The sequence below is a fragment of the Tessaracoccus flavescens genome (assembly GCF_001998865.1).
GTDB classification, from domain to species: Bacteria; Actinomycetota; Actinomycetes; order Propionibacteriales; family Propionibacteriaceae; genus Arachnia; species Arachnia flavescens.
In genome coordinates this window covers 2,785,621-2,809,731 of the sequence record NZ_CP019607.1, presented here as the reverse complement: position 1 = coordinate 2,809,731, position 24,111 = coordinate 2,785,621, and the positions used below count along the sequence as shown (strand labels likewise).

30 protein-coding genes are annotated in these 24,111 nt (G+C 69.1%); 11 read left to right on the top strand and 19 right to left on the bottom strand.

Annotation, left to right across the window (positions count from 1 at the left end; all coding sequences use genetic code 11):
* The first annotated feature begins 331 nt into the window (after positions 1-331).
* Complete coding sequence (locus BW733_RS13590) at positions 332-1,576, top strand: nucleotide disphospho-sugar-binding domain-containing protein (RefSeq protein ID WP_077351307.1); 1,245 nt, start codon at positions 332-334, stop codon at positions 1,574-1,576.
* 194 nt (positions 1,577-1,770) lie between these two features.
* On the opposite strand, the gene BW733_RS13585 is transcribed toward BW733_RS13590, so the two are convergent.
* Both BW733_RS13585 and thpR read right to left on the bottom strand, forming a co-directional pair.
* Positions 1,771-3,402 (bottom strand): IS1182 family transposase, encoded by a 1,632-nt coding sequence (locus BW733_RS13585; protein WP_077348636.1) that lies wholly within the window; start codon positions 3,400-3,402, stop codon positions 1,771-1,773.
* 64 nt (positions 3,403-3,466) lie between these two features.
* A complete protein-coding gene (gene thpR / locus BW733_RS13580) occupies positions 3,467-4,024 on the bottom strand; it encodes an RNA 2',3'-cyclic phosphodiesterase (RefSeq protein WP_077351305.1) in 558 nt (185 codons plus the stop codon).
* Positions 4,025-4,113: 89 nt separating this feature from the next.
* On the opposite strand from thpR, the gene BW733_RS13575 reads away from it, so the two are divergent.
* Together BW733_RS13575 and BW733_RS13570 are read left to right on the top strand one after the other, a co-directional pair.
* Entirely contained in the window at positions 4,114-4,452 is a 339-nt protein-coding gene (locus tag BW733_RS13575) for a VOC family protein (RefSeq protein ID WP_077351304.1), read from the top strand.
* Between the two features lie 339 nt (positions 4,453-4,791).
* Complete coding sequence (locus tag BW733_RS13570; protein ID WP_077351302.1) at positions 4,792-5,802, top strand: LacI family DNA-binding transcriptional regulator; 1,011 nt, start codon at positions 4,792-4,794, stop codon at positions 5,800-5,802.
* On the opposite strand, the gene BW733_RS13565 is transcribed toward BW733_RS13570, so the two are convergent.
* Genes BW733_RS13565 through clpS form a run of 12 tightly spaced genes read right to left on the bottom strand, consistent with a single transcriptional unit; the run spans position 5,799 to position 12,612 of the window.
* Positions 5,799-7,133 carry a DNA polymerase IV gene (locus BW733_RS13565; protein WP_077351300.1) on the bottom strand — a complete coding sequence of 445 codons (1,335 nt, stop codon included), beginning with the start codon at positions 7,131-7,133 and terminating at the stop codon, positions 5,799-5,801. The genes BW733_RS13570 and BW733_RS13565 overlap by 4 nt on opposite strands.
* Positions 7,130-7,330 (bottom strand): hypothetical protein, encoded by a 201-nt coding sequence (locus tag BW733_RS13560; protein WP_077351299.1) that lies wholly within the window; start codon positions 7,328-7,330, stop codon positions 7,130-7,132. Before BW733_RS13560 ends, BW733_RS13565 begins: the two co-directional genes overlap by 4 nt.
* Before the next feature lie 60 nt (positions 7,331-7,390).
* Positions 7,391-7,867 carry a dihydrofolate reductase gene (locus BW733_RS13555; RefSeq protein ID WP_077351297.1) on the bottom strand — a complete coding sequence of 159 codons (477 nt, stop codon included), beginning with the start codon at positions 7,865-7,867 and terminating at the stop codon, positions 7,391-7,393.
* 41 nt (positions 7,868-7,908) lie between these two features.
* Positions 7,909-8,049: a hypothetical protein gene (locus BW733_RS18325; protein ID WP_161490238.1), complete on the bottom strand. Its 141-nt coding sequence runs from the start codon at positions 8,047-8,049 to the stop codon at positions 7,909-7,911.
* A gap of 12 nt (positions 8,050-8,061) precedes the next feature.
* A complete protein-coding gene (locus BW733_RS13550) occupies positions 8,062-8,550 on the bottom strand; it encodes a DUF1707 SHOCT-like domain-containing protein (protein WP_077351295.1) in 489 nt (162 codons plus the stop codon).
* Positions 8,551-8,576: 26 nt separating this feature from the next.
* Positions 8,577-9,389 carry a thymidylate synthase gene (locus tag BW733_RS13545; protein WP_077351293.1) on the bottom strand — a complete coding sequence of 271 codons (813 nt, stop codon included), beginning with the start codon at positions 9,387-9,389 and terminating at the stop codon, positions 8,577-8,579.
* Positions 9,386-9,988 (bottom strand): RdgB/HAM1 family non-canonical purine NTP pyrophosphatase, encoded by a 603-nt coding sequence (rdgB, locus tag BW733_RS13540; protein ID WP_077353011.1) that lies wholly within the window; start codon positions 9,986-9,988, stop codon positions 9,386-9,388. Before rdgB ends, BW733_RS13545 begins: the two co-directional genes overlap by 4 nt.
* 2 nt (positions 9,989-9,990) lie before the next feature.
* Positions 9,991-10,716, bottom strand: coding sequence for a ribonuclease PH (gene rph, locus BW733_RS13535; protein WP_077351291.1), 726 nt, complete (start codon positions 10,714-10,716; stop codon positions 9,991-9,993).
* A 47-nt stretch (positions 10,717-10,763) separates the two neighbouring features.
* A complete protein-coding gene (locus BW733_RS20245; RefSeq protein WP_503487614.1) occupies positions 10,764-10,883 on the bottom strand; it encodes a DUF8730 family Cys-rich protein in 120 nt (39 codons plus the stop codon).
* On the bottom strand, positions 10,861-11,703 hold the full coding sequence (gene murI, locus BW733_RS13530; RefSeq protein WP_077351289.1) for a glutamate racemase: 843 nt from the start codon (positions 11,701-11,703) through the stop codon (positions 10,861-10,863). Before murI ends, BW733_RS20245 begins: the two co-directional genes overlap by 23 nt.
* 25 nt (positions 11,704-11,728) lie before the next feature.
* Positions 11,729-12,322: a DUF2017 family protein gene (locus BW733_RS13525; protein ID WP_077351287.1), complete on the bottom strand. Its 594-nt coding sequence runs from the start codon at positions 12,320-12,322 to the stop codon at positions 11,729-11,731.
* Positions 12,319-12,612, bottom strand: a complete 294-nt coding sequence (clpS, locus tag BW733_RS13520; protein ID WP_077351285.1) for an ATP-dependent Clp protease adapter ClpS — start codon at positions 12,610-12,612, stop codon at positions 12,319-12,321. The genes BW733_RS13525 and clpS overlap by 4 nt, the downstream gene beginning before the upstream one ends.
* An 88-nt stretch (positions 12,613-12,700) precedes the next feature.
* Here clpS and BW733_RS13515 point away from each other — a divergent pair, with 88 nt between their 5' ends.
* The 6 genes from BW733_RS13515 (at position 12,701) to BW733_RS13490 (ending at position 16,678) form a co-directional block, all read left to right on the top strand.
* Positions 12,701-14,053, top strand: coding sequence for a nicotinate phosphoribosyltransferase (locus tag BW733_RS13515; protein WP_237268201.1), 1,353 nt, complete (start codon positions 12,701-12,703; stop codon positions 14,051-14,053).
* A 73-nt stretch (positions 14,054-14,126) separates the two neighbouring features.
* Positions 14,127-14,528: a YbaB/EbfC family nucleoid-associated protein gene (locus tag BW733_RS13510; protein WP_077351281.1), complete on the top strand. Its 402-nt coding sequence runs from the start codon at positions 14,127-14,129 to the stop codon at positions 14,526-14,528.
* A complete protein-coding gene (locus BW733_RS13505) occupies positions 14,525-14,842 on the top strand; it encodes a hypothetical protein (protein ID WP_077351279.1) in 318 nt (105 codons plus the stop codon). The genes BW733_RS13510 and BW733_RS13505 overlap by 4 nt, the downstream gene beginning before the upstream one ends.
* Positions 14,842-15,321 (top strand): WXG100-like domain-containing protein, encoded by a 480-nt coding sequence (locus BW733_RS13500; RefSeq protein ID WP_077351277.1) that lies wholly within the window; start codon positions 14,842-14,844, stop codon positions 15,319-15,321. Before BW733_RS13505 ends, BW733_RS13500 begins: the two co-directional genes overlap by 1 nt.
* A complete protein-coding gene (locus BW733_RS13495) occupies positions 15,321-15,830 on the top strand; it encodes a GH-E family nuclease (protein ID WP_077351275.1) in 510 nt (169 codons plus the stop codon). Before BW733_RS13500 ends, BW733_RS13495 begins: the two co-directional genes overlap by 1 nt.
* 26 nt (positions 15,831-15,856) lie before the next feature.
* Positions 15,857-16,678 (top strand): tetratricopeptide repeat protein, encoded by an 822-nt coding sequence (locus tag BW733_RS13490; protein ID WP_152024718.1) that lies wholly within the window; start codon positions 15,857-15,859, stop codon positions 16,676-16,678.
* On the opposite strand, the gene BW733_RS13485 is transcribed toward BW733_RS13490, so the two are convergent.
* From BW733_RS13485 to BW733_RS13475, 3 genes are read right to left on the bottom strand one after another with little or no spacing between them, the layout of a single operon-like run.
* A complete protein-coding gene (locus BW733_RS13485) occupies positions 16,675-16,863 on the bottom strand; it encodes a hypothetical protein (RefSeq protein ID WP_077351271.1) in 189 nt (62 codons plus the stop codon). The genes BW733_RS13490 and BW733_RS13485 overlap by 4 nt on opposite strands.
* Positions 16,864-16,865: 2 nt before the next feature.
* Positions 16,866-19,013, bottom strand: coding sequence for a 4-alpha-glucanotransferase (gene malQ / locus BW733_RS13480; RefSeq protein WP_077351269.1), 2,148 nt, complete (start codon positions 19,011-19,013; stop codon positions 16,866-16,868).
* 10 nt (positions 19,014-19,023) lie between these two features.
* Positions 19,024-19,734 carry an RDD family protein gene (locus tag BW733_RS13475; protein WP_077351267.1) on the bottom strand — a complete coding sequence of 237 codons (711 nt, stop codon included), beginning with the start codon at positions 19,732-19,734 and terminating at the stop codon, positions 19,024-19,026.
* A gap of 68 nt (positions 19,735-19,802) precedes the next feature.
* On the opposite strand from BW733_RS13475, the gene BW733_RS13470 reads away from it, so the two are divergent.
* Positions 19,803-20,915 carry a serine/threonine-protein kinase gene (locus BW733_RS13470; protein ID WP_077351265.1) on the top strand — a complete coding sequence of 371 codons (1,113 nt, stop codon included), beginning with the start codon at positions 19,803-19,805 and terminating at the stop codon, positions 20,913-20,915.
* Positions 20,916-20,943: 28 nt separating this feature from the next.
* Here the strand turns inward: BW733_RS13470 and BW733_RS13465 are convergent, their stop codons facing one another.
* Positions 20,944-22,305: an MFS transporter gene (locus BW733_RS13465; RefSeq protein ID WP_077351263.1), complete on the bottom strand. Its 1,362-nt coding sequence runs from the start codon at positions 22,303-22,305 to the stop codon at positions 20,944-20,946.
* A gap of 68 nt (positions 22,306-22,373) precedes the next feature.
* On the opposite strand from BW733_RS13465, the gene BW733_RS13460 reads away from it, so the two are divergent.
* A complete protein-coding gene (locus BW733_RS13460; RefSeq protein WP_077351261.1) occupies positions 22,374-22,616 on the top strand; it encodes a DUF3039 domain-containing protein in 243 nt (80 codons plus the stop codon).
* An 82-nt stretch (positions 22,617-22,698) separates the two neighbouring features.
* On the opposite strand, the gene ahcY is transcribed toward BW733_RS13460, so the two are convergent.
* A complete protein-coding gene (gene ahcY / locus BW733_RS13455; protein WP_077351259.1) occupies positions 22,699-24,096 on the bottom strand; it encodes an adenosylhomocysteinase in 1,398 nt (465 codons plus the stop codon).
* Positions 24,097-24,111: the final 15 nt, after the last annotated feature.

The window sequence follows — 24,111 nt, the reverse complement described above, 5'->3', positions numbered from 1 at the left end:
GTCTAGGGAAGCGGGGTAAGCCCCCACCTCAAACAGGTGGGCGATGCGGCCCCGCTTCCTTCTCGCTCGATCAGACCCTCTGCCGTCAGCGCATCCGTGAGCGCCCTCGGGAAGCGTGCCTTCTGCTCCTCGGTCAACCCAAGGTCAAACGAAGACGCGATCGAGGATGCGCTGCAACGTCTCGGCCTGCCCACGCTAGGTCGCTCCGTGGCCAGCCCCAAAGCCTCAGCCGTCAGGCCGATCTTGAGCACGTCGCCGAGCGTCTTCTGAGTTAGCGTCATGACAACGCCCTCAACTCCACTCACGACTCGCGATCGGTAGGCTCACCCCCATGCTCATCATCGCCATCGGGTCGCGCGGCGACGTCCAGCCCGCCGCCGTCCTCGCCGGCGCCGCGACCCGGGCAGGCACCCCGTCGAGCGTGCTGGCCGTCGAGGAGTACGGCCCCCTCGTCCGGAGCCACGGAGCAGGGTTCATCGGCATCGAGGGGCGGATCGATGACTCGCTCGGCCTGGCGAAGAACCGCCTCACCCGGCCGCTCGCCCACCTGCTCGTCACCCAGGGGTGGATGCTGCAGCGGTGGATGAAGCGCCTCGCCCCCGCCATCGCAGACGCCACGCTGCGCGCGCTCGAGGACCACGACTCAGTGCTGACGTCGTCGCTGACCGTATCCCTCGGCCCGGCCATCGAGGCGACCGGACGGCGCGTCGGCACCCTCCTGTTCTCCGGCCAACTCCCGACCGCACACCGCGAGAGCCACTACTTCGGGCACTTTTACAGCCCGTGGGACTGGCTCAACCGACCGGGCATCGACCTGAGCTGGGAGACCATCGAACGGCTCAGCCGGCCCGTCACCGCCATCCTCGGCCCTTCCCTCGCCGGCCAGGCAGGACACAGGCTCAGCCCGCGAAACGCGCTCGACCTGCCCGCGATCATCGCGGCCAGCCCGATCCTCGTCCCCCCGGCACCCGACTGGCCGGCCTCCGCCAGACAGAGCGGCACCATCGTCGACGACGAGACCGCCCCCCTGCCCGACGACCTGGAGGAGTTCTTGGCCGACGGAGACGCCGTCTACGTCGGGTTCGGCAGCATGGGCCACGGCCTCGAGGCGCGAGACCTCGACCTGATCCGCGAGGCCGCCATGCGCAGTGGGACAAGAATCGTCACGCCCGCGCTCGGAGGCTGGGCGCCGGGCCGAATCGACGAGCTGACCTTCGCCACCGGACCGGTCCCCCACTCGTCGCTTTTGCCCAGGATGTCGGGCATCGTGCACCACGGCGGCGCCGGGACCACGTTCGCCGCGCTCCGCTCGGGAGTCCCGTCCGTCGCCGCGCCCTTCGGCGTCGACCAGCCCTACCACGCAGCCAGGATCCACAGCCTCGGCGTCGGGCCTGCATCCGTGCGCATGTCCCGCCTGACCGCGCGCCGGCTCGCGGGCCTGCTCGACGACCTGACCAGCGGGGTCTACGACGACCGGGCGGCGGAGATCGGCAGGCAGTGCAGGGCGGAGGACGGCGTCGGTTCGACCCTCGATGCACTTGAGGAGCTCGGCTTCCTGCAGGGCGGCACCGGCTAGGAGGGCGCTGAACAAGGTGTGATCTGAGGCGGGTATGGCGTGAGGGGGGCGGGCGGAGCGCCGCCAAGGCCGTCTTTGCGGCAGTGAGGTCAGCACCCTGGGGTGCGACAGTCGGGGTCGTTCCGCCCGCCTGAGGCCATCCTGCGCTCGATCGGGGCGGCGTGGCAAGGGCCCAGCGGCCCCCGGTCCCACCCTCAGGCGATGGCCCAGGTCCCGTCCTGGACGGTGAGCCCGAGGTTGAGGAGGCGTCGCAGGTTGAGACCGGCGGCGCGGTGGTGCAGCCAGGCGTCGTTCTTGGCCACGCCCCGGTAGGGCACGCGGCGTGCTCCGCGCGTGAGCCAGGCGATGGAGCGTTCGACCATCGGCCGGTGCCGTCGGTAGACGGCCTGGAAGTCCGGGTCGGTGGCTCGTTCGCGGTGCTGTCGTTGGAGCTGGTGGTGCTCACCCAGGGTGACCTTGCGGCCACGTTCGGCGGTGGTGCACCGCTGCCGCAGCGGACAGCCGGCGCACGCGGCGCCGAAGGTCACCTTGCCCTTGGCACTGACGCCGCGGGTGAGCCCGGCCGGGCAGGTCAACGTCCCGGCGACCGGGTCGTGGATGAAGTCGTCCAGGGTGAACCCGCCCTCGACAGCCGGCCGCAGCGGCCAGGGTTTGAGGACCGGTTCCCACTTGCGGGCATCGAGCGTGGCCAGCATGTCACCGGAGGCGTAGGCGGAGTCGCCGAGCACCTGCACCGGCGCGTCAGGGGTGGCGGTGAGGGTGGAGTCGGTGGTGACCAGGTCGGCACCCACCGCGGCGTCGGAGTGCTCGGCCCCGTTGGTCTTCGTCAGCTTCACCATCGTCATCAGCCCGGTGTCCGGCTCGACGACGACATGGGCCTTGAACCCGTCCTGACGCCGTTCGCGGGTCTTGTGCGCGTGCCGGGCATCGGGGTCGACGGTGGAGATCATCCGGTCCGGCGCGGTCTTGCGGGCGATGCGCCACCGCCCGTCGGTGCCGTCGGAACCCTCCGCCGGCTCGACGTCCTGCCCGGCGACCAACGCCAGCAGCGCGAGGGCCTCGGCCGGTTTCCCACCCGCCTCGGACAGCAGCGCCAGGCCGTCCGGGTCGCCGTGCTCGTCGTGGTGGGCGGCGTCGAGAGCTGCCAGCAGGGCCAGGGCGTCGCCCACCAGTGCGCTCACCAGCTCGGTCCGGGCGGCCTCGTCCTCCCAGGCGATCCGCGGCTTGCCAGCGACCGTGTAGTCACCGCCGGTGACCTCGGCCAACCGGGTGCACTCCTGGACCACCAGTGCGTGCGCGCCCGGCACGTCGCGGCCGACCCGGCGGATCGAGGCGATCAGCTGGGTGACCGTGTCCTGCCGGGCGACCGCGTCGTCGAGCACCGTGGAGTCCAACGCCCGCCGCGTCTTGCCCGACAGGACACCGGTAGCCATGACGACCTCGCGGACCGCCTCGAAGATCCGGTCCGGACGTTCGCTGGCGGCCAGCCGCTTACGCCAGTACGTCAACGTCGAAGGGTGGAACCCGGCCCCGTCGACCGCGTACCCGCACGCGGCCTTCCAGCGCAGGTCGAACGTGAGCGCCTCGACCGCTTCCCTGTCAGAGTGCCCGTACAAGGACTGCAGCACCAGCACCGAGGCGATGACCTCTGGCGGGATCGAGGGCCGACCCCGCCCCGAGGGAAACAGGTCGGCGAACAGCTCCGGCGGGAACAACCGCAACCGGTGCTCGGCCAGGAACGCGAACACGCTCCCCGGCACCAACAGATGTCCCGCCAACGCCTCCACGTCCAACAGCTCCCGCTGCCGATCAGCCTCACCCTGCATGAAACAAGGATCGCAAGCCCACCCCGATCAGCACCCCGCGACGCGCGGGTTATTCAGCACCGTCCTAGGCCGAAGCCCCCAGCGCGAACCGCTCGAGCACCTCGTAGTGCCTTCCTAGCCGGTGCGACTCGACCAGGCACAGTTCCTCCGCCTGCCAGGACCAGCCGGGGAACGAGTCGAGCAGACCGATCCACTTCGACGCCTGGACCCCTGCTCGGCTGCGGGCGACGGTGAGGTGCCCGACGAACCGCGTCCCGTCCGCCTCGACGCCTGCCCGCGAGGCCGCGCGCCGCGCCCCGGCGGACAGCGCGCCCAGTTCCGCATTTCCGTCGCTGACCCCGAGGGCGAGCACCTTTGCGCGGGAGGGGTTCGGAAACGCCAGGCCGCCCTCGACGCGCAGCGGGAAGGGCGCGCTCCTGCCAGCCACGTCGGCGAGGTTGGCGACCAGGTCGTCGAGGCTGTCGCGCTGCACGTCGGCCATGAACGACGTGGTGAGATGCCACGCCTCCGGCCGCGACCAGCGAAGCGCGGGTTCCACGTCTCGACGCGACTCGAGCAACTCGTCGAGATCGGCGACGAGGGCGGCGCTCGGAAGGACGGCGGTGAACATCCGTGAACCCATGGATCCAGCGTATCCGCCCAGAACTGTCCTCCCTGCGAACCAGCATGGTAACCGCTCCCCGTCCAGGGAGTCAGACGAAAGGCCAACCCATGCTGTCCATGAGCCCCTACATCGTGTTCAACGGCGAGGCACGTGAGGCACTCACCTTCTACCAGTCCGTCTTCGGCGGCGACCTGCACACCACCACGTTCTCCGAGTTCGGCGGCCCCGCCGGGTCCGAGCAGGAGATCATGCACGGCCAGCCCACCACCTCGAGCTTTGTCCTGATGGCCTCCGACAATCCCGAAAGGACGAGCCCTCGCGGCCCGGGCAACGTGACGATCTGTCTCTGGGGAGACGACGTCGACACGGGTCGCGCCTGGTTCGCCGCGCTCGCGGAGGGGGCACAGGTCAACATGGACTTCGCCGAGCAGATCTGGGGCGACTGATACCGCGACGTGACCGACCGGTTCGGCGTCACCTGGGGCATCAACGTCACCAAGCGCGCCTAGGTCAACTCCGGGCGACGAGGCGCCGCGGGCCTCGCGCCCGCGAGAGTATCGGCACGCCCGGGGGACCGCTGTTCCGACCCCCCTGAAGGCGTCATCTGCAGAAGATATCGGCATCGATCTCGTTTGGGTAACGATGAGAGAGCGCTCTCTTGACTCTCTCGGAGGCCGGGGCCTATGTTTCCGTCAAGCCAGCGAGGACACCTAAAATGAGCGCCAGGAACTATGCTGCCCTGATCGCCGCACTGCGCGACGGTGCGGATCGGCAGGAACCGGGAAATGGGGCCACGAGAGATGAAGAAGCCGACGCTTGAGATGGTCGCGGCGCACGCGGGCGTGTCGCGGGCGACGGTGTCGAGGGTGGTCAACGGAACCCCTACGGTCGAGCCGACGATCGCCTCGCGCGTGAAGCGCTCGATCGACGAGCTGAACTATGTGCCCAACCGGGCTGCCCGTTCGCTCGCGTCCAACCGTTCGGGGGCGATCGCGCTGGTCGTGCCCGAGTCGGCGTCCAAGGTCTTCACGGACCCGTTCTTCGGGTCTGTCGTGCAGGGCATCGCCTCGGTCATGGAGGACACCGACTTCACGCTGACCATGATCATCGAGTCAGAGTCGACTGCGGACAAGACGAGGCGCTACCTCACCGACGGCAACGTCGACGGCGCGCTGATCGTTTCCCATCACACCGGCGACCATTCCTACGGCGAGCTCAGCGAGAAGGTGCCGCTCGTCTTCGGTGGTCGGCCGGTCGAGGGCCCGACTGGGGCGACCTGCGTGGACGTCGACAACCTCGCGGCGGCCCGGGCGGCCGTGAGCTACCTGATCGACCACGGGCGCAGCAGGATCGCGACGATCGCGGGCCCGCAGACCATGCGGCCTGGGATCGACCGGCTCGAGGGGTGGCGCGCCGTGATCGAGGAGGCGGGCCTCACGCCCGGCCCGGTCGCCTACGGCGACTTCACGACGCTGTCTGGTGCGCGCGCCGCTCGGGAACTGCTCGCCTCCGGCGAGGCGTTCGACGCGGTCTTCGCCGCGAACGACCAGATGGCGCTCGGCGGCTACCCTGTGCTGCGGGAGGCAGGCCTGCGGATCCCTGACGACATCGCGGTGATGGGATTCGACGATTCGCCGTTCAGCGAGACCTCGGAGCCGCCCCTGACCACGATGAGCCAACCGATGATCGAACTCGGTGCCGAGATGGCGCGCCAGCTGATCCGCCTGATCGAGGACCGGACGGCGGAGCCGTTGACTGTCCTGCAGGCCCGGCTCGTCGAGCGGGGTTCGGTCTAGTCGTCCTCGTCGCGCACCGCGAGCGGCAACGGGTCGATCCCGACCTGCCTGAGCTGCGGGTCGTCGGCGGGGAAGGTCCTGATCGGCCCCGGCCCGGAGTTCCTCGTCTCGAAACGGACGGTGACCCGGCCGAGACCTGCCCCCCACACCCAGCCCCTCCCCAGTTCGTCGTGCTGGACGTCTGCACCCGGGTAGTACCCGCCGCGGCCGCGCACCCCACTCAGCTCGACGGCATCGTCGGGTTCGTCGGTCTGGGTATGGGTCTCGGGCTGCTCGTCGCCGAAGAGCTTCTCCTGGGCGGAGGTGGCGAACCCGGACACGCCGATGCCGAGCAGCCGGACCCCCTCGCGCACGTCGACCTCTTCGAGGAGGGCGAGCCCTGCGGCCGTGACGTCATCGCGGCTGCCGGTGGCGCCACCGAGGCTCCGGGCGATGGTGCGGGTGGTGAAGTCGGCGAAGCGGACCTTCAGGGTCACCGTCCGCGCGAAGAGGCCCGCCTTGTTCAGTCGGGCCACGACCTGGGCGGCGTCTCTGCGCAGGATGGCCTGCAACTGGGTCCGGTCGGTCAGGTCGACCGCGAAGGTGTCCTCGGTGGAGATCGACTTCGCCTCGCGCGACGCCTCGACAGGGCGCTCGTCGCGGGCCCAGGCGAGGGCCGCGAGGGACTCGCCCGAGGAGGGCCCGAGCTCGCGGATCAGTTCTGCCTTGTCTGCCCCTCGGATGTCCTCGACGGTGTAGAGCCCGATGGTGATCAGCCGCTGCTCGGTGGCGGGCCCGACCCCGGGGATCGAGCGGACGGCCATCGGGGCGATGAAGTCGAGCTCCTCCGCCGGGTCAAGGATCCGGGCGCCGTCCGGCTTGGCTGCCTCGCTCGCGAGCTTCGCCAGGAACTTCGCGGAGCCGACCCCGACCGAGGCGGTCAGCCCCTCGGTCCTGCGGGTGAGCTCGTCCCGCAGCCAGCCGACGCGTTCGGCCAGGTCGCCGTCGGCCCACCCGCTCGAACCGAGGTCGACGAAGGCCTCGTCGAGGCTGAGCGGCTCGACGACCGGTGAGATCTCCCGGAGCAGTCCCATCACGATCCGCGACGACTCGCGGTAGGCGTCGAACCGGCCCCCGAGAAAGGCCGCGTTGGGTGCGTGTCGCTTCGCCTCGGTGCCGGACATGGCGGAGCGGACCCCGAAGCGCCGGGCCTCGTAGGAGGCGGTCGCGACCACTCCCCGCGGGCCAGACCCGCCAACGACGACGGCCTTCCCGCGCAGCGACGGCTTGTCGCGCTGCTCGACCGCCGCGAAGAACGCGTCGAGGTCTAGGTGCAGGATTCGCCGGGTCACGGCGTAGAGCCTAGCCGCCCGCCGAGGCCGGGGACCCTGCCGTCATCGGCCCTCGGCCAGTTCCCACCCGTCGGGTCCACGACGGACGTGTCCCTCGGCTTCGAGCCGGCGCAGATAGGCGGCGAGATGAGGTTGACCTCGAGTTCGAGCCTGATCGTCGCGACGTCGCGCTCGTCGAAGCGTTCGGCGCTGGTCAACCGAAGTTGTTGATCAGCACGTCGAGGCGGCCGAAGTCCGGCTCGAGCCGGGTGTCCGCCTCAGGCGGTCGGGGTGGGCCGGTACTGGACGAAGTCGAACCGGCCGTGGGGTTCGCGGGAGACCTCGGTCCACTCGTCGGCCGTGATCATCGGGAAGGTGGCCGCGCCCTCGGGTGACTCGTGCACGATGGTGATGTCGAGCTCGGTCAGGTAGGGCCAGGCCTCTCGGTAGATCTCTCCCCCGCCACCGACGAAGCACACCTTCTCAGGGGTCTGGGCCGCGAGGTCGAGCGCCTCGGTGATCGAGTGGGCCACCTCGACCCCTTCGGCGCTCCAGTCGGTGTCGCGGGTCACGACGATGACGCGCCGGTCCGGGAGGAGCCCGATCTGTTCCTGGGTGCGGCGGCCGAAGATGACGGTGTTGCCTGTGGTGACCCGCTTGAACCGCTTGAAGTCCTCGGGGATGTGCCAGAGCATGTCATCGCCTGAGCCGATCACCGAGTTGTCGGCGACGGCCGCGATCGCGACCACCCTCATGCGTCCTCCATGGATTCGAGCGTTCCCGTCTTCGAGGAAGACTAGCTCCTTCGCCTTGCTCTTTCGTTGACGATCACCTCGACGGCGAGCCTCCCGTCCGGCAGGAACAGCATCCTCGCGCGCTCGATGTCTCCGCTGACGTGGCCGACCGCGTTGGCGGCGGCAATCTCGACGCTCGTCACGACCTGCTCGACTCAGCGCTCTGCGTGGTGTCGCGGACCTGCAGTTCTCCGAAGGCCACGGTCCTCCAGCTCCGCCCGCGCCACCACCAGGTCGGCCCCTTCGAGCATCGGGAGCGGCGCCTCCGAGACTTCCACCCAGCTGGGCGTCGTCGACTGCGCGACTCCTATGACGGCCGCGGCGAACCCGGCGAGAACGCCGAGGCCGATCAGGGCGTTTCGTCGGTTGATCTCCGACTCGGCCCGCGACGGCTCTGCTTGCCGAGTCAGGGCGTTGGGCGTCGGCCTTGGCGTCGGCGGCGGCAGGGACAAGACGTGGGGCCTCGGCAGCCCCTCGAACTGGGCGAGCGCGTCGCGGTGCGTCACCGCGGCCAGCACTCCCCTGCTGCGGGCCTGGAACTCGGCGTCGTCGATGCGGCCATCGGCATAGGAGACCTTGAGCCAGTCCAGATACTCGTCACGTTCGGACCTGGTGTGGGGCTTGCGAGGGAAGTCACCACCCATGGCGATCAGGCAGTGACGGGTCGGCCCTAGACGGCGATCGGCGCCTTGATCGCGGGGTACGGGTCGTAGCCCACGACCTCGATGTCGGCCAGCTCGAACGCGTCGATCCCGGTGACGTCGGAGTTGAGGCTGAGCTTCGGGAGCGGGCGTGGCTCGCGGGACAGCTGTTCGGCGACCTGGTCGAAGTGGTTGGAGTAGACGTGTGCGTCGCCGAAGGTGTGCACGAACTCCCCGACCCGCAGCCCGGTCACCTGGGCGATCAGATGGACAAGCAACGCGTAGGACGCGATGTTGAACGGGACGCCGAGGAAGACGTCTGCCGATCGCTGGTACAGCTGGCAGCTCAGGATGCCCGGTCCACCATCGTCGGCAGGCGCCACGTAGAACTGGAACATTGTGTGGCAGGGCGGCAGCGCCATGTCGTCGACGTCGGCGACGTTCCAGGCCGAGACGATGTGGCGGCGGGAGTCCGGGTTGGCCTTCAGCGACTCGATCACCTTCGCGATCTGGTCGACGTGGCGGCCGTCCGGCGTCGGCCAGGTGCGCCACTGGTAGCCGTAGACGGGGCCGAGGTCGCCGTTCTCGTCTGCCCACTCGTCCCAGATGGTGATCCGGTTCTCGTGCAGCCATCCGATGTTGGTGTCGCCGCGCAGGAACCACAGCAACTCACCGAAGACCGAGCGGGTGTGCACCTTCTTCGTGGTGATCAGCGGGAAGCCCTCGCGCAGGTCGAAGCGCATCTGGTGCCCGAACACGGACCTGGTGCCCGTCCCTGTGCGGTCGGACTTGTCCACGCCGTTGTCCATGATGTGGCGCAGGAGATCGTGGTACTGCCTCATGCGAGGCTCCGGAGATGGTCGACGAAGGCACGCACGGCGTTGCCGCGGTGCGAGATGGAGTCCTTCTCGTCGGGGCTGAGCTCGGACGACGTCACGTCGAGCCCGGCAGGCACGAACAGCGGGTCGTAGCCGAACCCGTTCTCCCCGGCCGGGGACTCCGTGATCCGACCGGGCATGTAGCCGTGCCAGACGCGACGCTCGCCGTCGGGGCTGACCATCGCCAGCGCGCAGACGAACCTGGCACCCCGCCGTTCGGTCGGGACGCCGTCGAGTTGGGCGAGCAGCAGCGCGTTGTTCTCGTCGTCGTCGCAGGCGGGCCCCGACCAGCGCGCTGAGCGCACCCCTGGCATCCCGTTGAGCTCGTCCACCTCGAGACCTGAGTCGTCGGCGACTGCGACCTGACCCGTCTCGCGGGCCGCGGCCGCGGCCTTGAGGAACGCGTTGCCCTCGAAGGTGCGCTCGGTCTCCTCCGGCTCCGGGTAGCGCGGGAAATCGCCAAGGCCGAGCACCTCGACGCTCAGCCCGGCCGCCTCGACGATGCGGCGCAGCTCGGAGAGCTTCTTCGGGTTGTTCGTGGCGAGCACGACGCGCTCCGGCAGGTTCACGCCAGCGCCTCCCGCTGGATACGGGTCAGCTCCGCGCAGCCGAGCGATCCGAGGTCGAGCAGCTGACCGAGCTCGTCGCGGCTGAAGGGGGTTCCCTCCGCAGTCCCCTGCACCTCGATGAAGGTGCCGGATCCGGTCATCACGACGTTCATGTCGGTCTCGGCCGCCGAGTCCTCCTCGTATTGCAGGTCGAGCAGGGCCGTGCCCTCGGCGTTGAAGCCGACCGACACCGCCGCGACGCAATCCTTGAGCGGCTCGCCTGCGAGTGCACCGAGTCCGCGCAGGTACTCAACCGCGTCGGCGAGCGCGACGTAAGCGCCGGTGATGGCCGCCGTCCTGGTGCCGCCGTCGGCCTGGAGCACGTCGCAGTCGAGCACGATCGTGTTCTCGCCGAGCGCCCTGTAGTCGACGACGGCGCGCAGCGACCGGCCGATCAGGCGGGAGATCTCGTGGGTGCGGCCACCCACCCGGCCCTTGATCGACTCGCGGTCGGAGCGGGTGTGGGTGGCGCGCGGGAGCATCGAATACTCGGCGGTGACCCAGCCGAGACCCGATCCGGTGCGCCAGCGCGGCACCCCGGTGGTGACGGAGGCGGCGACGAGCACGCGGGTGCGACCGAACTCGACGAGGACCGATCCCTCGGCGTGGTCGAGCCAGTTGCGGGTGATCCGCACCTCTCGAAGCTGGTCCGGTCGGCGGCCGTCGATGCGGGGCGAAGTCATGGTGCCAAACCTACCCCACCAGCGCCCACCGACCGCGTCTCACCCGGTCAGCGCGGGCAGGTGCAACGCTCCGCGGGCGCGATGTCGACAAGCGCCTCCTCGATGTGTTCTCCACACCCGGCCCAGGTCGGCTTACCGCACGTGTCACAGGTCACTTTCCGGCACATGGCCAGACTCCTCTCGGTCGATCTCCACTGTCGTCGCGTTGGTGACGAACTCACCCAACAATCTACGTCCGATTCCCTGGAAGTTCCTCGCGTCTCCCGTGGTGAGGAACTCGCGCCTCGCCTCGCGCGGGTGGTGGCGCAGCAGACCGGCCTGGGTCAGCTGCGAGTAGGTGGACTGCGCGCAGGCCTCGGCAGACGAGACGAGCGTCACCCCGTTGCCGAGCACGTAGCCGATCACGCCTGCGAGCAGCGGGTAGTGGGTGCAGCCGAGGATCAGGGTGTCGGACTGGGCCTTCTTGATCGGTGCGAGGTACTCCTCCGCGACCTCGAGCAGCTCCTCGCCTCCGGTGATGCCCGCCTCGACGAACTCGACGAAGCGGGGACACGCCTGGGCGGTCAGCGTGATGCTCGGGGCGATCGCGAAGGCGTCGTCGTAGGAGCGGGAGTTGACGGTGGACTCGGTCGCCACCACCCCCACCCGGCCGTTGCGGGTCGCCGAGACGGCCCGGCTGGCCGCGGGAAGGATCACCTCGGTGATGGGCACGTCGTAGCGTTCGCGGGCGTCGCGCAGCACGGCGGACGAGGCAGAGTTGCAGGCGATCACAAGCGCCTTCACCCCGCGTTCGACGAGATGGTCGAGCCCCTGCAACGCGAAGCGGCGCACCTCGGCGATGGAACGCGGCCCGTAGGGCGCCCTCGCGGTGTCACCGAGATAGACGAAGTCCTCGTTGGGAAGCTGCTCGACGAGCGATCGCAGCACGGTCAGTCCGCCGAACCCGGAGTCGAACACTCCGATGGGGCGGTCGATCAGGTCAGTCACAACCGGCCACTCTACTGCCGACGCGCTACCTGACCGGCGTGAACTGGTCCGGATCGAGGCTCTCGCTGACACCGAGGCAGGCCGCCCGCGACTCCATCAGGTCCTCCAGCAGGTAGCCGAGCCACTCGATCAGGTCGACGAGGCCGGGGTTGGAGTCGATGATCGCCTGTACCGGCTCGGCCAGCCGCTCGGTTCCCGCCACCTCCGCGTACCAGAAGAGCCGCAACGCGCCGAGCGTCTTGGCCCAGTCGTCGACCGCGTCGAGGCGGACGGGGACGAACCCCAGGTAGCCGTCGAGGTCGGCGACCACGACGTCGGCTGCCCTGATCCGCTCCCGCGACTGATTGTGGATGGAGTCGCGCCAGAATTCGTCGGCCTCCTGCTCCTCGCCGAAGGCGGGCGGGAAGAGCCGGGCGAGCCGGGGGTTTGACAGCATCCGGTTGGTCGGGTCGTCCTGCAGTTCCGCGACGATCTGGTCGAACGGGTCGTCGGCGCCGTCGTCGGCAGGCAGCAGGGTCCGCAGGTGGTTGACGTAGAAGCCGATCATGGCGCGCAGGCCGCCGTCGCGGCCGTCACGCCCGTCGAATGCCCAGACGATGTCTTCCGGTTCGAGGCTCATGCCTGCTCCATCGTCGACCACAGGTTGTAGCCCTGCATCGCAAGCACGTCGCGCTCCATCTCCTCGCGGCCGCCGGTCGACACGACGGCCTTGCCGTCGTTGTGCACCCGCAACATCAGTTCCTCCGCCTTGGCCTTGGGATAGCGGAAGTACTCCTGGAAGACGTAGGTGACGTAGCTCATCAGGTTGACGGGGTCGTCCCACACGATGGTGACCCACTGCTGAACGGCAGCCGGGGTCTCCACTGGCGCCTCGATCGTCTGGGCGCCTCCTGCCGGTGCTGTGCTCATGGGCCCTACTCTGCCCCGTCGGGCCAAACTGTGCCAGCGTGGCGGCCATGCCGACGCTGCGCGGCACTGCGCCACTAGAGTCTGTCGCATGACAGCAGCCTTGTTGACCGACCACTACGAGCTGACCATGGTCCAGGCGGCGATGGACGCCGGAACGGCGAACCGTCGCAGCCTGTTCGACCTGTTCACCAGGCGGCTGCCCGAGGGACGGCGCTACGGCGTCGTGGCCGGGCTGGGCCGGGCACTTGAGGCCATCGACAACTTCCGCTTCGGCGAGGAAGAGCTGTGCTTCCTGCTCGAGCGGGGCGTGATCCGCGAGAACCTCGCCGCTTGGTTGGCCGACTACCGGTTCAACGGCGACATCTGGGGTTACGCCGAGGGCGAGATCTACTTCCCTGGTTCCCCGGTGCTCTCGGTCGAGGGTACGTTCGCCGAGGCCTGCATCCTCGAGACGGTGCTGCTCTCCATCTACAACCACGACTCCGCGATCGCGGCGGCAGGCTCGCGGATGACCGCCATGGCAGGAGAGCGCCGCTGCGCTGAGATGGGCTCGCGCCGCACCAGCGAATGGGCCGCCGTCGCCGCCGCCCGGGCCGCCTACATCGCGGGCTTCGCCTCCACCTCCAACCTGGAGGCCGGCCGCACCTACTCGATCCCGACGATCGGTACCGCGGCCCACTCGTTCACCCTCCTCCACGACACCGAGGAGGACGCCTTCAAGGCCCAGCTCGCCGCCCTCGGCGAGGACACCACCCTGCTTGTCGACACCTATGACGTGGAGGCCGCGATCCGTAAGGGGGTCGAGCTGACGGAGGGAAGGCTCGGCTCCATCCGGCTCGACTCCGGCGACCTCGCGATCATGGCCCGCCAGGCCCGTGACCTGCTCGACGACCTCGGCGCCACCGACACGAAGATCATGGTCACCTCCGACCTGGACGAGTGGCAGATCGCCCTTCTCCAGGGCGCCCCGGTGGACGGCTACGGCGTCGGCACCTCGCTGGTCACGGGCTCGGGTCACCCGACCTGCGGCTTCGTCTACAAGCTCGTCGCCCGCGCCGCCTCCGACGAGCCGGACGCCGAATGGATCTCTGTGGGCAAGAAGTCGAAGGGTAAGAACACACTCGGCGGTCGCAAGTTCGCCATGCGTCGCCTCGGCGAGGACGGCCGCGCCGAGTCCGAGGTGATCGGCCTCGGCGCGGCACCCGTCAACGACGGGAACGACCGCGATCTCCTGGTGCCGATCATCACCGACGGCAGGCGCGTGTACGAGGCGAGCCTCGAGGACGCGCGGACGCGGCACGCCGACTCGCTTGCCGAGCTCCCCCTGTCGGCGCGACGCATCTCGAAGGGCGACCCCGCCCTTGAGACGATCATCCTCGACGAGGGCGGCGACGTGACGACCAACCCGTACCAGGCCGCCCCGGTCGTGACCAATATCTGAGCATCCGATACCAGGCAAGATGACCCACCCGCGCTCCTAGGCTGAAACCGTCCGACACAGGAAAGGTCAGCCGATGACACAGACTCCAGCCGGAGAATCACTGCCACAGGTCTTCGACCGCATCGTCGCCTCCATGGGCGGCGTGCAGAACCTCGTCGACCGCACCGAGCACACCCCGGAACCTCCGAGGGGGATCGTCGTCGAGCACGTCTCGGGCGGCATCACCGTCACCGTCGACGACGGACGCGTCCAGTCCATCTCGATCGATCCGGCCCTCGGCGACGCACGCGGCGCCGACATGATCACGGATCTGCGGGACGCCGTCAACGGCGCGCTGAGTGAGTTCGAGCGGGCAAACCTCGCCCAGCTCGAGAAGGTCAACTCCGACTTCGGTCAGGTGATGCGCCAGCTCGGGGGGCTCCAGGCCGACATCCATGCCGCCTACCGCAACGACATCGAGAGGCTGCGGCCGTGAGCTCGAAGATCTTCACGCCCGACTCCTGGCGCAAGGCAGGCGGAGCGGTCGAGGACGCCGGGGGCGACGTCGCGTCACGGATCCGCAGCAGGCTCGGCTCGGTGCAGCTGACGGGCGAGGGAGGCCTGACCCTGCTCGACGAGCTGGTCGCGGGAATCGTGCCTGCCGTGATGGAGGCGGTCGACGGCGCGCTGGCCGACATGTCGACGGGGCTCGGCCTGGAGGGTGACGCCCTGATCGAGACGGGCAACGCGTACGCCGCCGTCGAAGAGGCGGCCACCGAGCTCGGCGGCTTCATGGAGGGCGAGATCTGATGGCGATGATGCTCCCAGGCTGGCTCACCGAGGCCCTGCAGTACCTCGGCTACAACTGGCCGACAAGCAACGAGGACATCCTCCACGCGAACGCCGAGGCGTTCCGGGATGCAGGCCGCGAGGCAGACAGCATCATCGCAGACATCGAGGCGGCGCTCAGCCACATCCAGTCCAACAACGCAGGCGAGGCTTCCGAGGCCTTCCTCGGCTACATGCGTGGCGACGAGTCGAACCTCTCCTCCCTGCACGACTTCACGGACGCGGCGGGCATCATCGCCGGCGGCTTCGACATCGCGTCGGGCCTGGTGGTGACCTTCAAGATCGCCGTGATCGGGCAGCTCGTCATCCTCGCCGGTGCCATCGCGGCGGCCGTCGCCTCGTTCGGCCTCGCCTCCGGCGCGGCCGTCGCGGCACGCGAGGCGGCCAGGCGGGCGATCAACGCGGCGCTCGAGATCGCGGTGCAGGAGCTGATGGGCTGATGGGCAAGAAGAAGCACCTGATGGGCCCCGCCGCGGGCCGGATCGGAAAGCTGGTCGGTGACAAGCTCAACGCCGGAGACTTCGCAAAGGGCGCCTCCAGCCAGTTGAAGAAGTCCAGCGACGAGATCGTGCAGAAGGTCAAGCGCGTCTCGAAGCGGCGCAAGTATCTGGGCAGCACGCCGGGCAAGACGACGCGCACCGGGCGCGAGGTGATCGAGCGGATGCGCAAGGAAGGCAAGATCCGCAGGATCGACGGCGAGGACCAGTTGATCTGGAAGAACCCGCGCACCGGAGAGACCGAGTTCTACCCCCTCAAGGACACCGACATGGGGCACTACCCAGTCGACGCCGTGACCTACTGGAACACCGAGGGGATCAAGCACGGACCCAAGTCCGAGGCGGTCCGCAAGTGGATGCTCGACCCGGACAACTACGAGCTCCAACCATCCTGGTACAACCGTTCAGAGGGCGCTAAACTCGGCGTCCAGTACCAAGTCCCGACGCCGTAGAAGGGCTGACGTTGATGCTGACTGGAATGGAAACACTCGACCAGCTCACCCCCCTGGCGGAGAAGGCGATGGCCCTCTACCGGGAGGGCGATGTGGAGGCCGCGCGTAGCGCAGGCGAGGAGTTCTGGGACCGGGTCCCGCAGCCACCGCAGACGGACGGGGAGCGGCTCGCCGCCCAGCTGTCGCTGATCATCGCGCGCCGCGCCGTGCCCGTCTCGACCGGCGACGCGACCCGATGGCTCGAACGCGCTCGCGAGGCCTACGCCGGGAGCACCGGCGGGCAGGCGCAGTGCGACTTCGTGGCGGGCACCATCGCCTTCGAAGAGGGAAGGCTGCCCGAGGCCCGCGCCTTCTTCGACAAGGCGGTGGCCGTCACCGGTCCGAAGGCCTTCGACGAGGAGGACCCGAAGTACAAGGCCTTCTTCGACGGTGCCGCCTCACCGGCAGCCGGTGGCTCGTCGGCCCAGGAACTCGCCGAACAGGGCGAGGAGGCCTGCGATGCGGGCAACTTCGCGAAGGCGGTGACCCTCTGGCAGCAGGCACTGGCCGCCGCCGACCCCGCCGACGAGGACCTCGCCTTCTGGCTGCACGCCAGCATCGGTGACGCCCAGTTCCAGCTCGGTGACTACTCGGCCGCCTATGCCTCAGAGCAGGAGGCGCTGAAGATCGGCGGAACGGGCAACCCGTTCGTGTGGCTGCGGCTCGGCCAGTCTGCCTTCGAACTCGGCAATGCGAAGCAGGCGACGGACGCGCTGCTCAGCGCCTACATGCTCGAGGGCGACGAGATCTTCGAGGACGAGGACCCGAAGTACCGCGAGTCGCTGGTGCAGCAGGGCCTGATCTCCTAGCGGTTGGCGAAGCTCTCGTCGATCTCGGAGCGACTCGACGACGTGGACGCCGACCTGGAAATGCCGGGAAGCGGCGTGCCGAGCTCCTGGCCCGACACGTAGGTGACCATCACCGCGGAGGCGAGACGCTCACCCTCCAGCAGAAGAGTGTCCAGTTCCGCGGAGTAGACCTGTGCTGAGTCCACGGTCAGTCCCAGCGGGAGACGGGCTGCTCGTCGTATCCGTTCATCACCGCGGCGAGACGCTTCGGCAGTTCGGCCTCGAAGATGTCCTCGAGCTGGATCCGGGCGCCGTCGCGGTCCGCGAGCGGGATGCGCCAGTTGGGGTACTCGTCGACGGTGCCCGGCTGGTTCTGCGCTCGGCGCTCACCGACGGCGTCGGTGAGGTTGGCGAGCAGCACCTTCGACGGCGTGTGCAGGAGGTAGCGGTGCAGGGCGAGCATGACCTCGATCGGGTCGCCGGTGCGGTCCTCGGCGAGGAGACCGTAGCGCACGAGCGTCGCGATCCATTCGGCCTGTTCGCGCTTGGCGTGCTCCAGTTCGGCCTCGAGCGGCTCGGTCAGCAGGCCGAGGCTCTCGCGCAGCCGGACGTGGTCGCCCGCGAGATAGCCGAGGGTCGGCGGCAGGTCGTGGGTGGTGACCGAGGCCATGCAGTACTCGCGCCACCGGTGCGCGGGCAGCGGCTGCCCGTGTTCGTCGGCCTCGAACCACAGCACGGAGGTGCCGAGGATTCCGCGGCGCGACAGGTAGTCGCGCACCCAGGGCTCGACGGTGCCGAGGTCCTCGCCGACGACCAGGGCCTGGGCGCGTTGCGCCTCGAGCGCGAGGATGCCGACCATGGCCTCATGGTTGTTGCGCACGTAGGTCCCGACGGTCGGGCCGCCGCCCTGAGGCACCCACCACAGGCGGAAGAGCCCGATGATGTGGTCGACCCGGACGCCGCCGACGCCACGCAGTGCCGCGGAGACCATAGCCCGGAAGGGTGCGTAAGACAGCTGCTCCAGCTTGTCCGGACGCCACGGGGGCTGTCCCCAGTCCTGTCCGGCCTGGTTGTACTGGTCCGGGGGCGCACCGACGCTCATGCCTGCGGCAAACACGTCGGGCATCATCCACGTCTCGGCTCCCTGCCGGTGCACGCCGACGGCCAGGTCGGAGATGATGCCCACCGGCATCCCGACCTGCCCGGCGGTGGACTGTGCCGCCGAGACCTGCGTCTGCGCGATCCACTGCAGCCACTCAAAGAAGTCGACGTCCTCGGCGTGCTCCTCGGCGAAGGCCGCCACCGCGGGCGAGCTGGGCCGTCGCAGTTCCTCGGGCCACTCGGACCAGCGCTGGCCGTGGATCACGCACAGGGCCGACCAGACACCGAAGTTGCGCAGCCCGACGCCCTCGCGGCGTCGGAAGTCGTCGTAGGCGATCCGGCGGGCGGCGCGCATCCCCGCACGGTGGATGATCCGCAGCGCCTCGAGCTTGAGCGGCCACACCGCGTCGCGGTCGACGCTTCCCGATTCGGCCGCGACGAGGGCACGCGCCCGCAGCGCGTGGATGTCGTTGCGCTCGGAATTGCCGAGGGTCGCGTACTCGTCGATCGCCTCGGGGCGGATGTAGATCGGGTTGATGAACCTGCGGCTGGCCGGCAGATACGGCGAGGGCTCCAGCGGGGGCACCGGCTCTGCGGCGTGCAGCGGGTTGATCAGCACGTAGCCCGCGAACTGCCGGGTGCCCGACCAGGTGATCAGGTCGGCGAGGTCGGTGAGGTCGCCGATCCCCCACGATTCGTCAGAGGTCACGGAGTAGAGCTGGGTGGCGTAGCCCCAGATCCGCTGGTCCCGCATGGAGGCCGGGAAACCGACGAAGCCTGGCGTGACGATCAGCGAGGCGGTCGACTCGCCTTCGACGGTGCGCGCCACGATCCGGTGGTAGCCGGTCGGAAGGTCGGCGCCGAGCCAGAAGGTTGCCTCGCCGATGGCGCGGCCGTCGACGTGACGGTCCGGGGTGTCGTTGTGCGACTGCCAGGCCGGCCGGGTCTCGCCCGACTCCAGGCACACGTGGACGCGCACCTGCGTGCCTGCGGGAAGGTGGACGTCGACGTGGACTCCCTGCCCCTCCTCCACCACCGTGCACGCGGGCAGGGTGCGCTGCCAGCGGTCGTCCTCGAGCCTGGTCAGGGCGGCATCGGCCGCCTCGGGGGTCGCCGCCTCGATGTCGAAGGCGCGCAACACCTCGATGATCGTCTCGGCGGGGATGGCCACGTGCCTGCCCTTCCAGTCCCAGAACTCCTGGGCGATGCCGAACCGGTCGGCGAGGAGGGCGAGTCCAGGGAACACGTCAGTCACTACGGGAACCTCAGCGAATCTTGAGAACTTGGGTCTTGGAGATCATGTCCGAGAGCGTCTGCTTGCGCGGCGTGAACGCAGCGAAGATCCCGTTGATGAAGCCGATGGACTCGTAGAGGAGGGCACCGACGATGCCGCGGACGGCGGCGGTGCCCCAGCCTAGCTTGGAGTCGGCCGGCTCTCCCACCTTGACGGTGCGCAGCCCGACGGCCTGCTGGCCGAGCGTCGCGCTGAGCGTTCCGAGCAGGATGGTGCGGTAGGCGGCGTAGACGATGATGCTGATCAGCGTCGAATAGAGCATCGCGCTCCAGAAGGCGTCGGCCGGCATCGGCATGTCGCCGGTCGGGGCCTCCGACCACAGCAGAAGCTCGCGCGCCCAGCGGTCCAGCTCCCCTTGGACCTGCGTGCTGAGGCCGGTCGCCGACGAGAGGATCGAGCCGACGATGGAGACAAGGATCGTGTCGATCACGTAGCCGAGGAGACGCCACCAGAATCCCGCTGGCTGGCCCTGCGTCGCCTGAGCGCCGATGGGTCGGGCGTAGCCGCCCTGGGGCGAACCGTAGGTCTGGGGCCCGCCGATGGGGTTGTGATCGGTGGCGGTGGGGGTCGGCCAGTCGCGGGTGGCCTGCGACCACGCGATGCCGTCCCAGTACCGTTCACCTCCGGATCCGGCGGGATCCGGATACCAACCTGCAGGGGGCTGTTGGGGCGCACTGGTCATGGGGTCAAGGATGCCAGAGATGGGCCGGATTCACGGATCGGACACTTTTGGGCGACAATTGGCCACAAATGGAGATGATTGGGCGCTACAGGATCACCGGCCGTATCGGTTCGGGTTCCTTCGCGACGGTGTACCAGGGGCAGGACGACACCCTCGACGTGCCCGTCGCAGTCAAGGTGCTCGCGGACAACTGGGCGACCAACGACGACGTGCGCGCCAGGTTCCTCGCCGAGGCCCGTCTCCTGCGCCGCCTCTCCGACGAGCGCGTGGTGCGCGTCTACGACATCGGCACCACCGACCGTGGCCAGCCCTACTTCGTGATGGACCTTGCCAACGGCGGATCGCTGGAGCAGCTGCGCAAACGCATGGCCCCTCCCGGCCTTGCGCTCAGGCTCGCCGCAGAGGCCGCCCGAGCGCTCGAGGTGCTGCACCGCAACCAGCTCGTGCACCGCGACGTCACCCCCGGCAACATCCTGCTGACCAACACCCCCACCGGCGTTCGGGTCATGCTGGCCGACCTGGGGGTCGCCAAGTCGCTGCTCGACGAGTACCGCGACACCATGACGGCGGGAACCCCCGCCTACATGGCCCTCGAGCAGGCGAACTCGACCCAACTGGACCAGCGCTCCGACATCTACTCGCTCGCGTGCGTGACCTACGCGCTGCTTACCGGGCGCCCCCCGTTCCCGGTGAAGACCCTTGCCGAGCTGCTGAGCCGCAACCACTCCATCGGTCCGGCAGCGATCGCGGCCCAGATCGGGGCCCCGGAACTCCTCGACCAGGTGATGGCCTCCGCGCTGTCGCCCGACCCGAACCGCCGCCCCCAGACCGCCGCCCAGTTCGCGGAGGTGCTCGACCGGCTCGCGGACACCCTCCCCGGGGGAGAGTCGTACCAGCCGCGCCCCATCTCCTCCTCGGCGACGGCGACGTCGCTGAGTTCGCTTCCCGTTGCTCCCCCGCCGATGGGATCCCTGATCAGCGGCGGAAGGCAGAACTCGAGCCTGACCCCGCACAGCGAGACGCCCGTCTCCATGCTGGACAACTACATCGGCCGCGGCAGGTACCAGCCGAAGAAGGCCAAGGAGTCGCACTCCCCCTGGTTCTACGCCTGGGTGACGGCGTCGGCCGTCCTGCTGCTCTGCGCGACGATCTTCCTGACCATCTACGTCCTGACCAACTGAGCGGTCCACCCTCGGCCGGTGAGGGCGATCAGCCCTGCGCCGGCTCGAGCAACTCGTTGGGGATGCGCCCGATCCGGCGCGAGATCACGATCGCGCACGCCGCCACCACAAGCGTCGCAGTGAGGGCAGCCGCGTAGCTGAGCCGCTGTGGGGGCACGGCGAGCAGCGCGGTGTAGATGCCTCCCGCGAGGGCGGTGACCACCGAGTTGCCCACCGACTCCGCCACCTGCATCGACGACTGGTTGCGGCCCTGTTCGTAGCGAGAGGACAGGCTCATCACCGCGACCGAACTGCTCGGCATGGTCAACCCCATCCCGATGCCCGCGAAGATCCAGGCGCCGAGCGCGAAGTAGATCGGCAACTGGTCGATCCAGGCGAAGGCGGCCAGCCCCGCTATGCCCGTCGTCGAGAAGGCCGCACCGAGGGTGACGTAGGTGTCCCGGTCGATCCGCATCCAGCTCTGCGACTGCAGCCACGACCCGATGGTCCAGCCGATGCTGCCGACGGTGAGCGCCCAGCCGACCTGGAAGGTGGTGTAGCCGCGCAGGTCCTGCAGGGTGACGAGCAGGATCGTCTCGGCCGCGAAGAACGAGCCTGCCTGGATGGCCCGCGAAAGCACGACGCTCGGCACGCCGGGCCCGAAGCCACGGGCGGCGGGCGCGAGGATCCGGAGAAGCCCCCAGCCGAGGACGAGCACGCCCGCGACCGCGCAGACGACGCTCCACACCCCGAGGCCCTGCCCCGCAAGCAGGATCAGGGAGGGCGCGAGGGTGACCGCCGCCGTCGGCCACACGGCGACGGGAGGCACCTCGTCCTCGCCCTGCTCGAACCGCGTCTGAACGTGCCGGACGCCGGGGAGGGTGATCAGCAGTGCCACCACCACCAGCGGGATCATGCTCGCGAACACCAGCCGCCACGAGTAGTGGGTCAGCCAGGCCGCGAAGGGCGGGCCGACGAAGGCGGGAAGCAGCCAGCAGAACGACACCAGCGCCATCGCCCTCGGCCTGTCCCGCGGCGGGAAGCCATGCGCGACGACCACCGAGAGCGTCAGGTTCAGCGCCCCTGCTCCCAGCCCCTGGACCAGCCGTGCAAGGAGCACGACCCACACCGACGGCGCCTGCCAGCCGAGCACGAGGCCGACTGCGAACAGCGCGAACCCGAGGTACATCGGCGGCGCCGGGCCACGCAGGTCGGCGATCCTGCCGGTCAGGATGGTGGCGAGCAGCATGCCGGAGACCATCGTCGTGAACGCCCATGGATACAGGTGCGCCGCATCGAAGTGGTTCATCATCGTCGGCAACGCCGTCGCCAGGCCGATCGACTGGAAGGCGACGGTGAACACCGACAGCATGATGCCGACGATCAGCGCCCCGCGCCGCGACCCGTCCATGTCTCCTCCAACCCCAACCAACCCATCGTGCCCGACCCGGTGACGGTCCGCACGCGTAGAATCGTCCCATGAGCGAATTGGCCCCCGGATCCCAGACAGTCATCGATGAACGCACCGAACTGTTCGAAGACGGCGACCAGGACCGCTTCTCGCACTACGTGCCGAAGGACAAGCTGATGGCCGCCATGGTCAACGGCACGCCCGTCGTGGCGCTGTGCGGAAAGGTCTGGGTCCCGACGAAGAACCCGGACAAGTTCCCGGTGTGCCCGGAGTGCAAGGAGATCTGGGAATCGATGAACGCCGGCCAGTGAGGCCGACCGGCTGAACCGGGCGTCCACCGACACCCGGAGACGACGACGGCGCCCGGGGAACACCCGGGCGCCGCGGCTGTGGTCAGTAGCGGTAGCTGTCTGCCTTGAAGGGACCGGCGACGTCGACCCCGAGGTAGTCGGCCTGCTTCTGCGAGAGCGTCGACAGCTCGACTCCCAGCGCGGCGAGGTGGAGCCGCGCGACCTCCTCGTCGAGGTGCTTCGGCAGAACGTACACGCCGACGGGGAACTCGTCCTGCTTGGTGAACAGCTCAATCTGGGCGAGCACCTGGTTGGTGAACGAGTTGCTCATCACGAAGGACGGATGGCCGGTCGCGTTGCCGAGGTTCAGGAGGCGACCCTCCGACAGCACGATGATGGAGTGACCGTCGTCGAAGCGCCACTCGTGCACCTGCGGCTTGACCTCGACCTTCGTCACGTCGCCGCGGGCCTCGAGACCGGCCATGTCGATCTCGTTGTCGAAGTGGCCGATGTTGCCGACAATCGCCTGGTGCTTCATCCTCGCCATCTGCTCGTTGGAGATGACGTCGCAGCAGCCGGTGGTGGTGACGAAGATGTCTGCCGTCTCCACGACGCTGTCCAGGGTGGCGACCTGATAGCCGTCCATGGCCGCCTGCAGCGCGCAGATGGGGTCGATCTCGGTCACGATGACCCGGGCACCCTGGCCGCGAAGCGACTCGGCGCAGCCCTTGCCCACGTCGCCGTAGCCGCACACGACGGCGACCTTTCCGCCGATCAGCACATCGGTGGCCCGGTTGATGCCGTCGATCAGGGAGTGGCGGCAGCCGTACTTGTTGTCGAACTTGGACTTGGTGACCGAGTCGTTGACGTTGATGGCCGGGAACAGCAGGGAGCCGTCGCGGGCCATCTCGTAGAGGCGGTGCACACCGGTGGTGGTCTCCTCGGTGACGCCGCGGACGGACTCCGCGAGCGCCTTCCAGTCGACGGTGCCGTGCGCGTCGCGCAGCGTGGCCTTGACCACGCGGAACTCGTGCGAGTCGCCGTCCTCATCGGCGGGAACCTCGCCGGCCGCCTGGGCCGCGACGCCCTGGTGGACGAGCAGGGTGGCGTCTCCGCCGTCGTCGAGGATCATGTTGGGCTGCCCACCATCGGGCCACTCGAGGATCTGGCGGGTGCACCACCAGTACTCCTCGAGGGTCTCGCCCTTCCAGGCGAACACCGGGATCCCGGCGACCGCGATGGCAGCTGCTGCGTGGTCCTGGGTGGAGAAGATGTTGCAGGAGGCCCAGCGCACCTCGGCGCCGAGCGCGACGAGCGTCTCGATCAGGACGGCCGTCTGCACGGTCATGTGCAGCGAACCGGCGATCCGGGCGCCCTTGAGCGGCTTGGAGTCGCCGTAGCGCTCCCGCATGGCCATGAGGCCGGGCATCTCGTGCTCGGCGAGGGTGATCTCCTTGCGCCCGAAGTCGGCGAGGGACAGGTCAGCTACGCGAAAATCCACGGCGCCATGCTACCC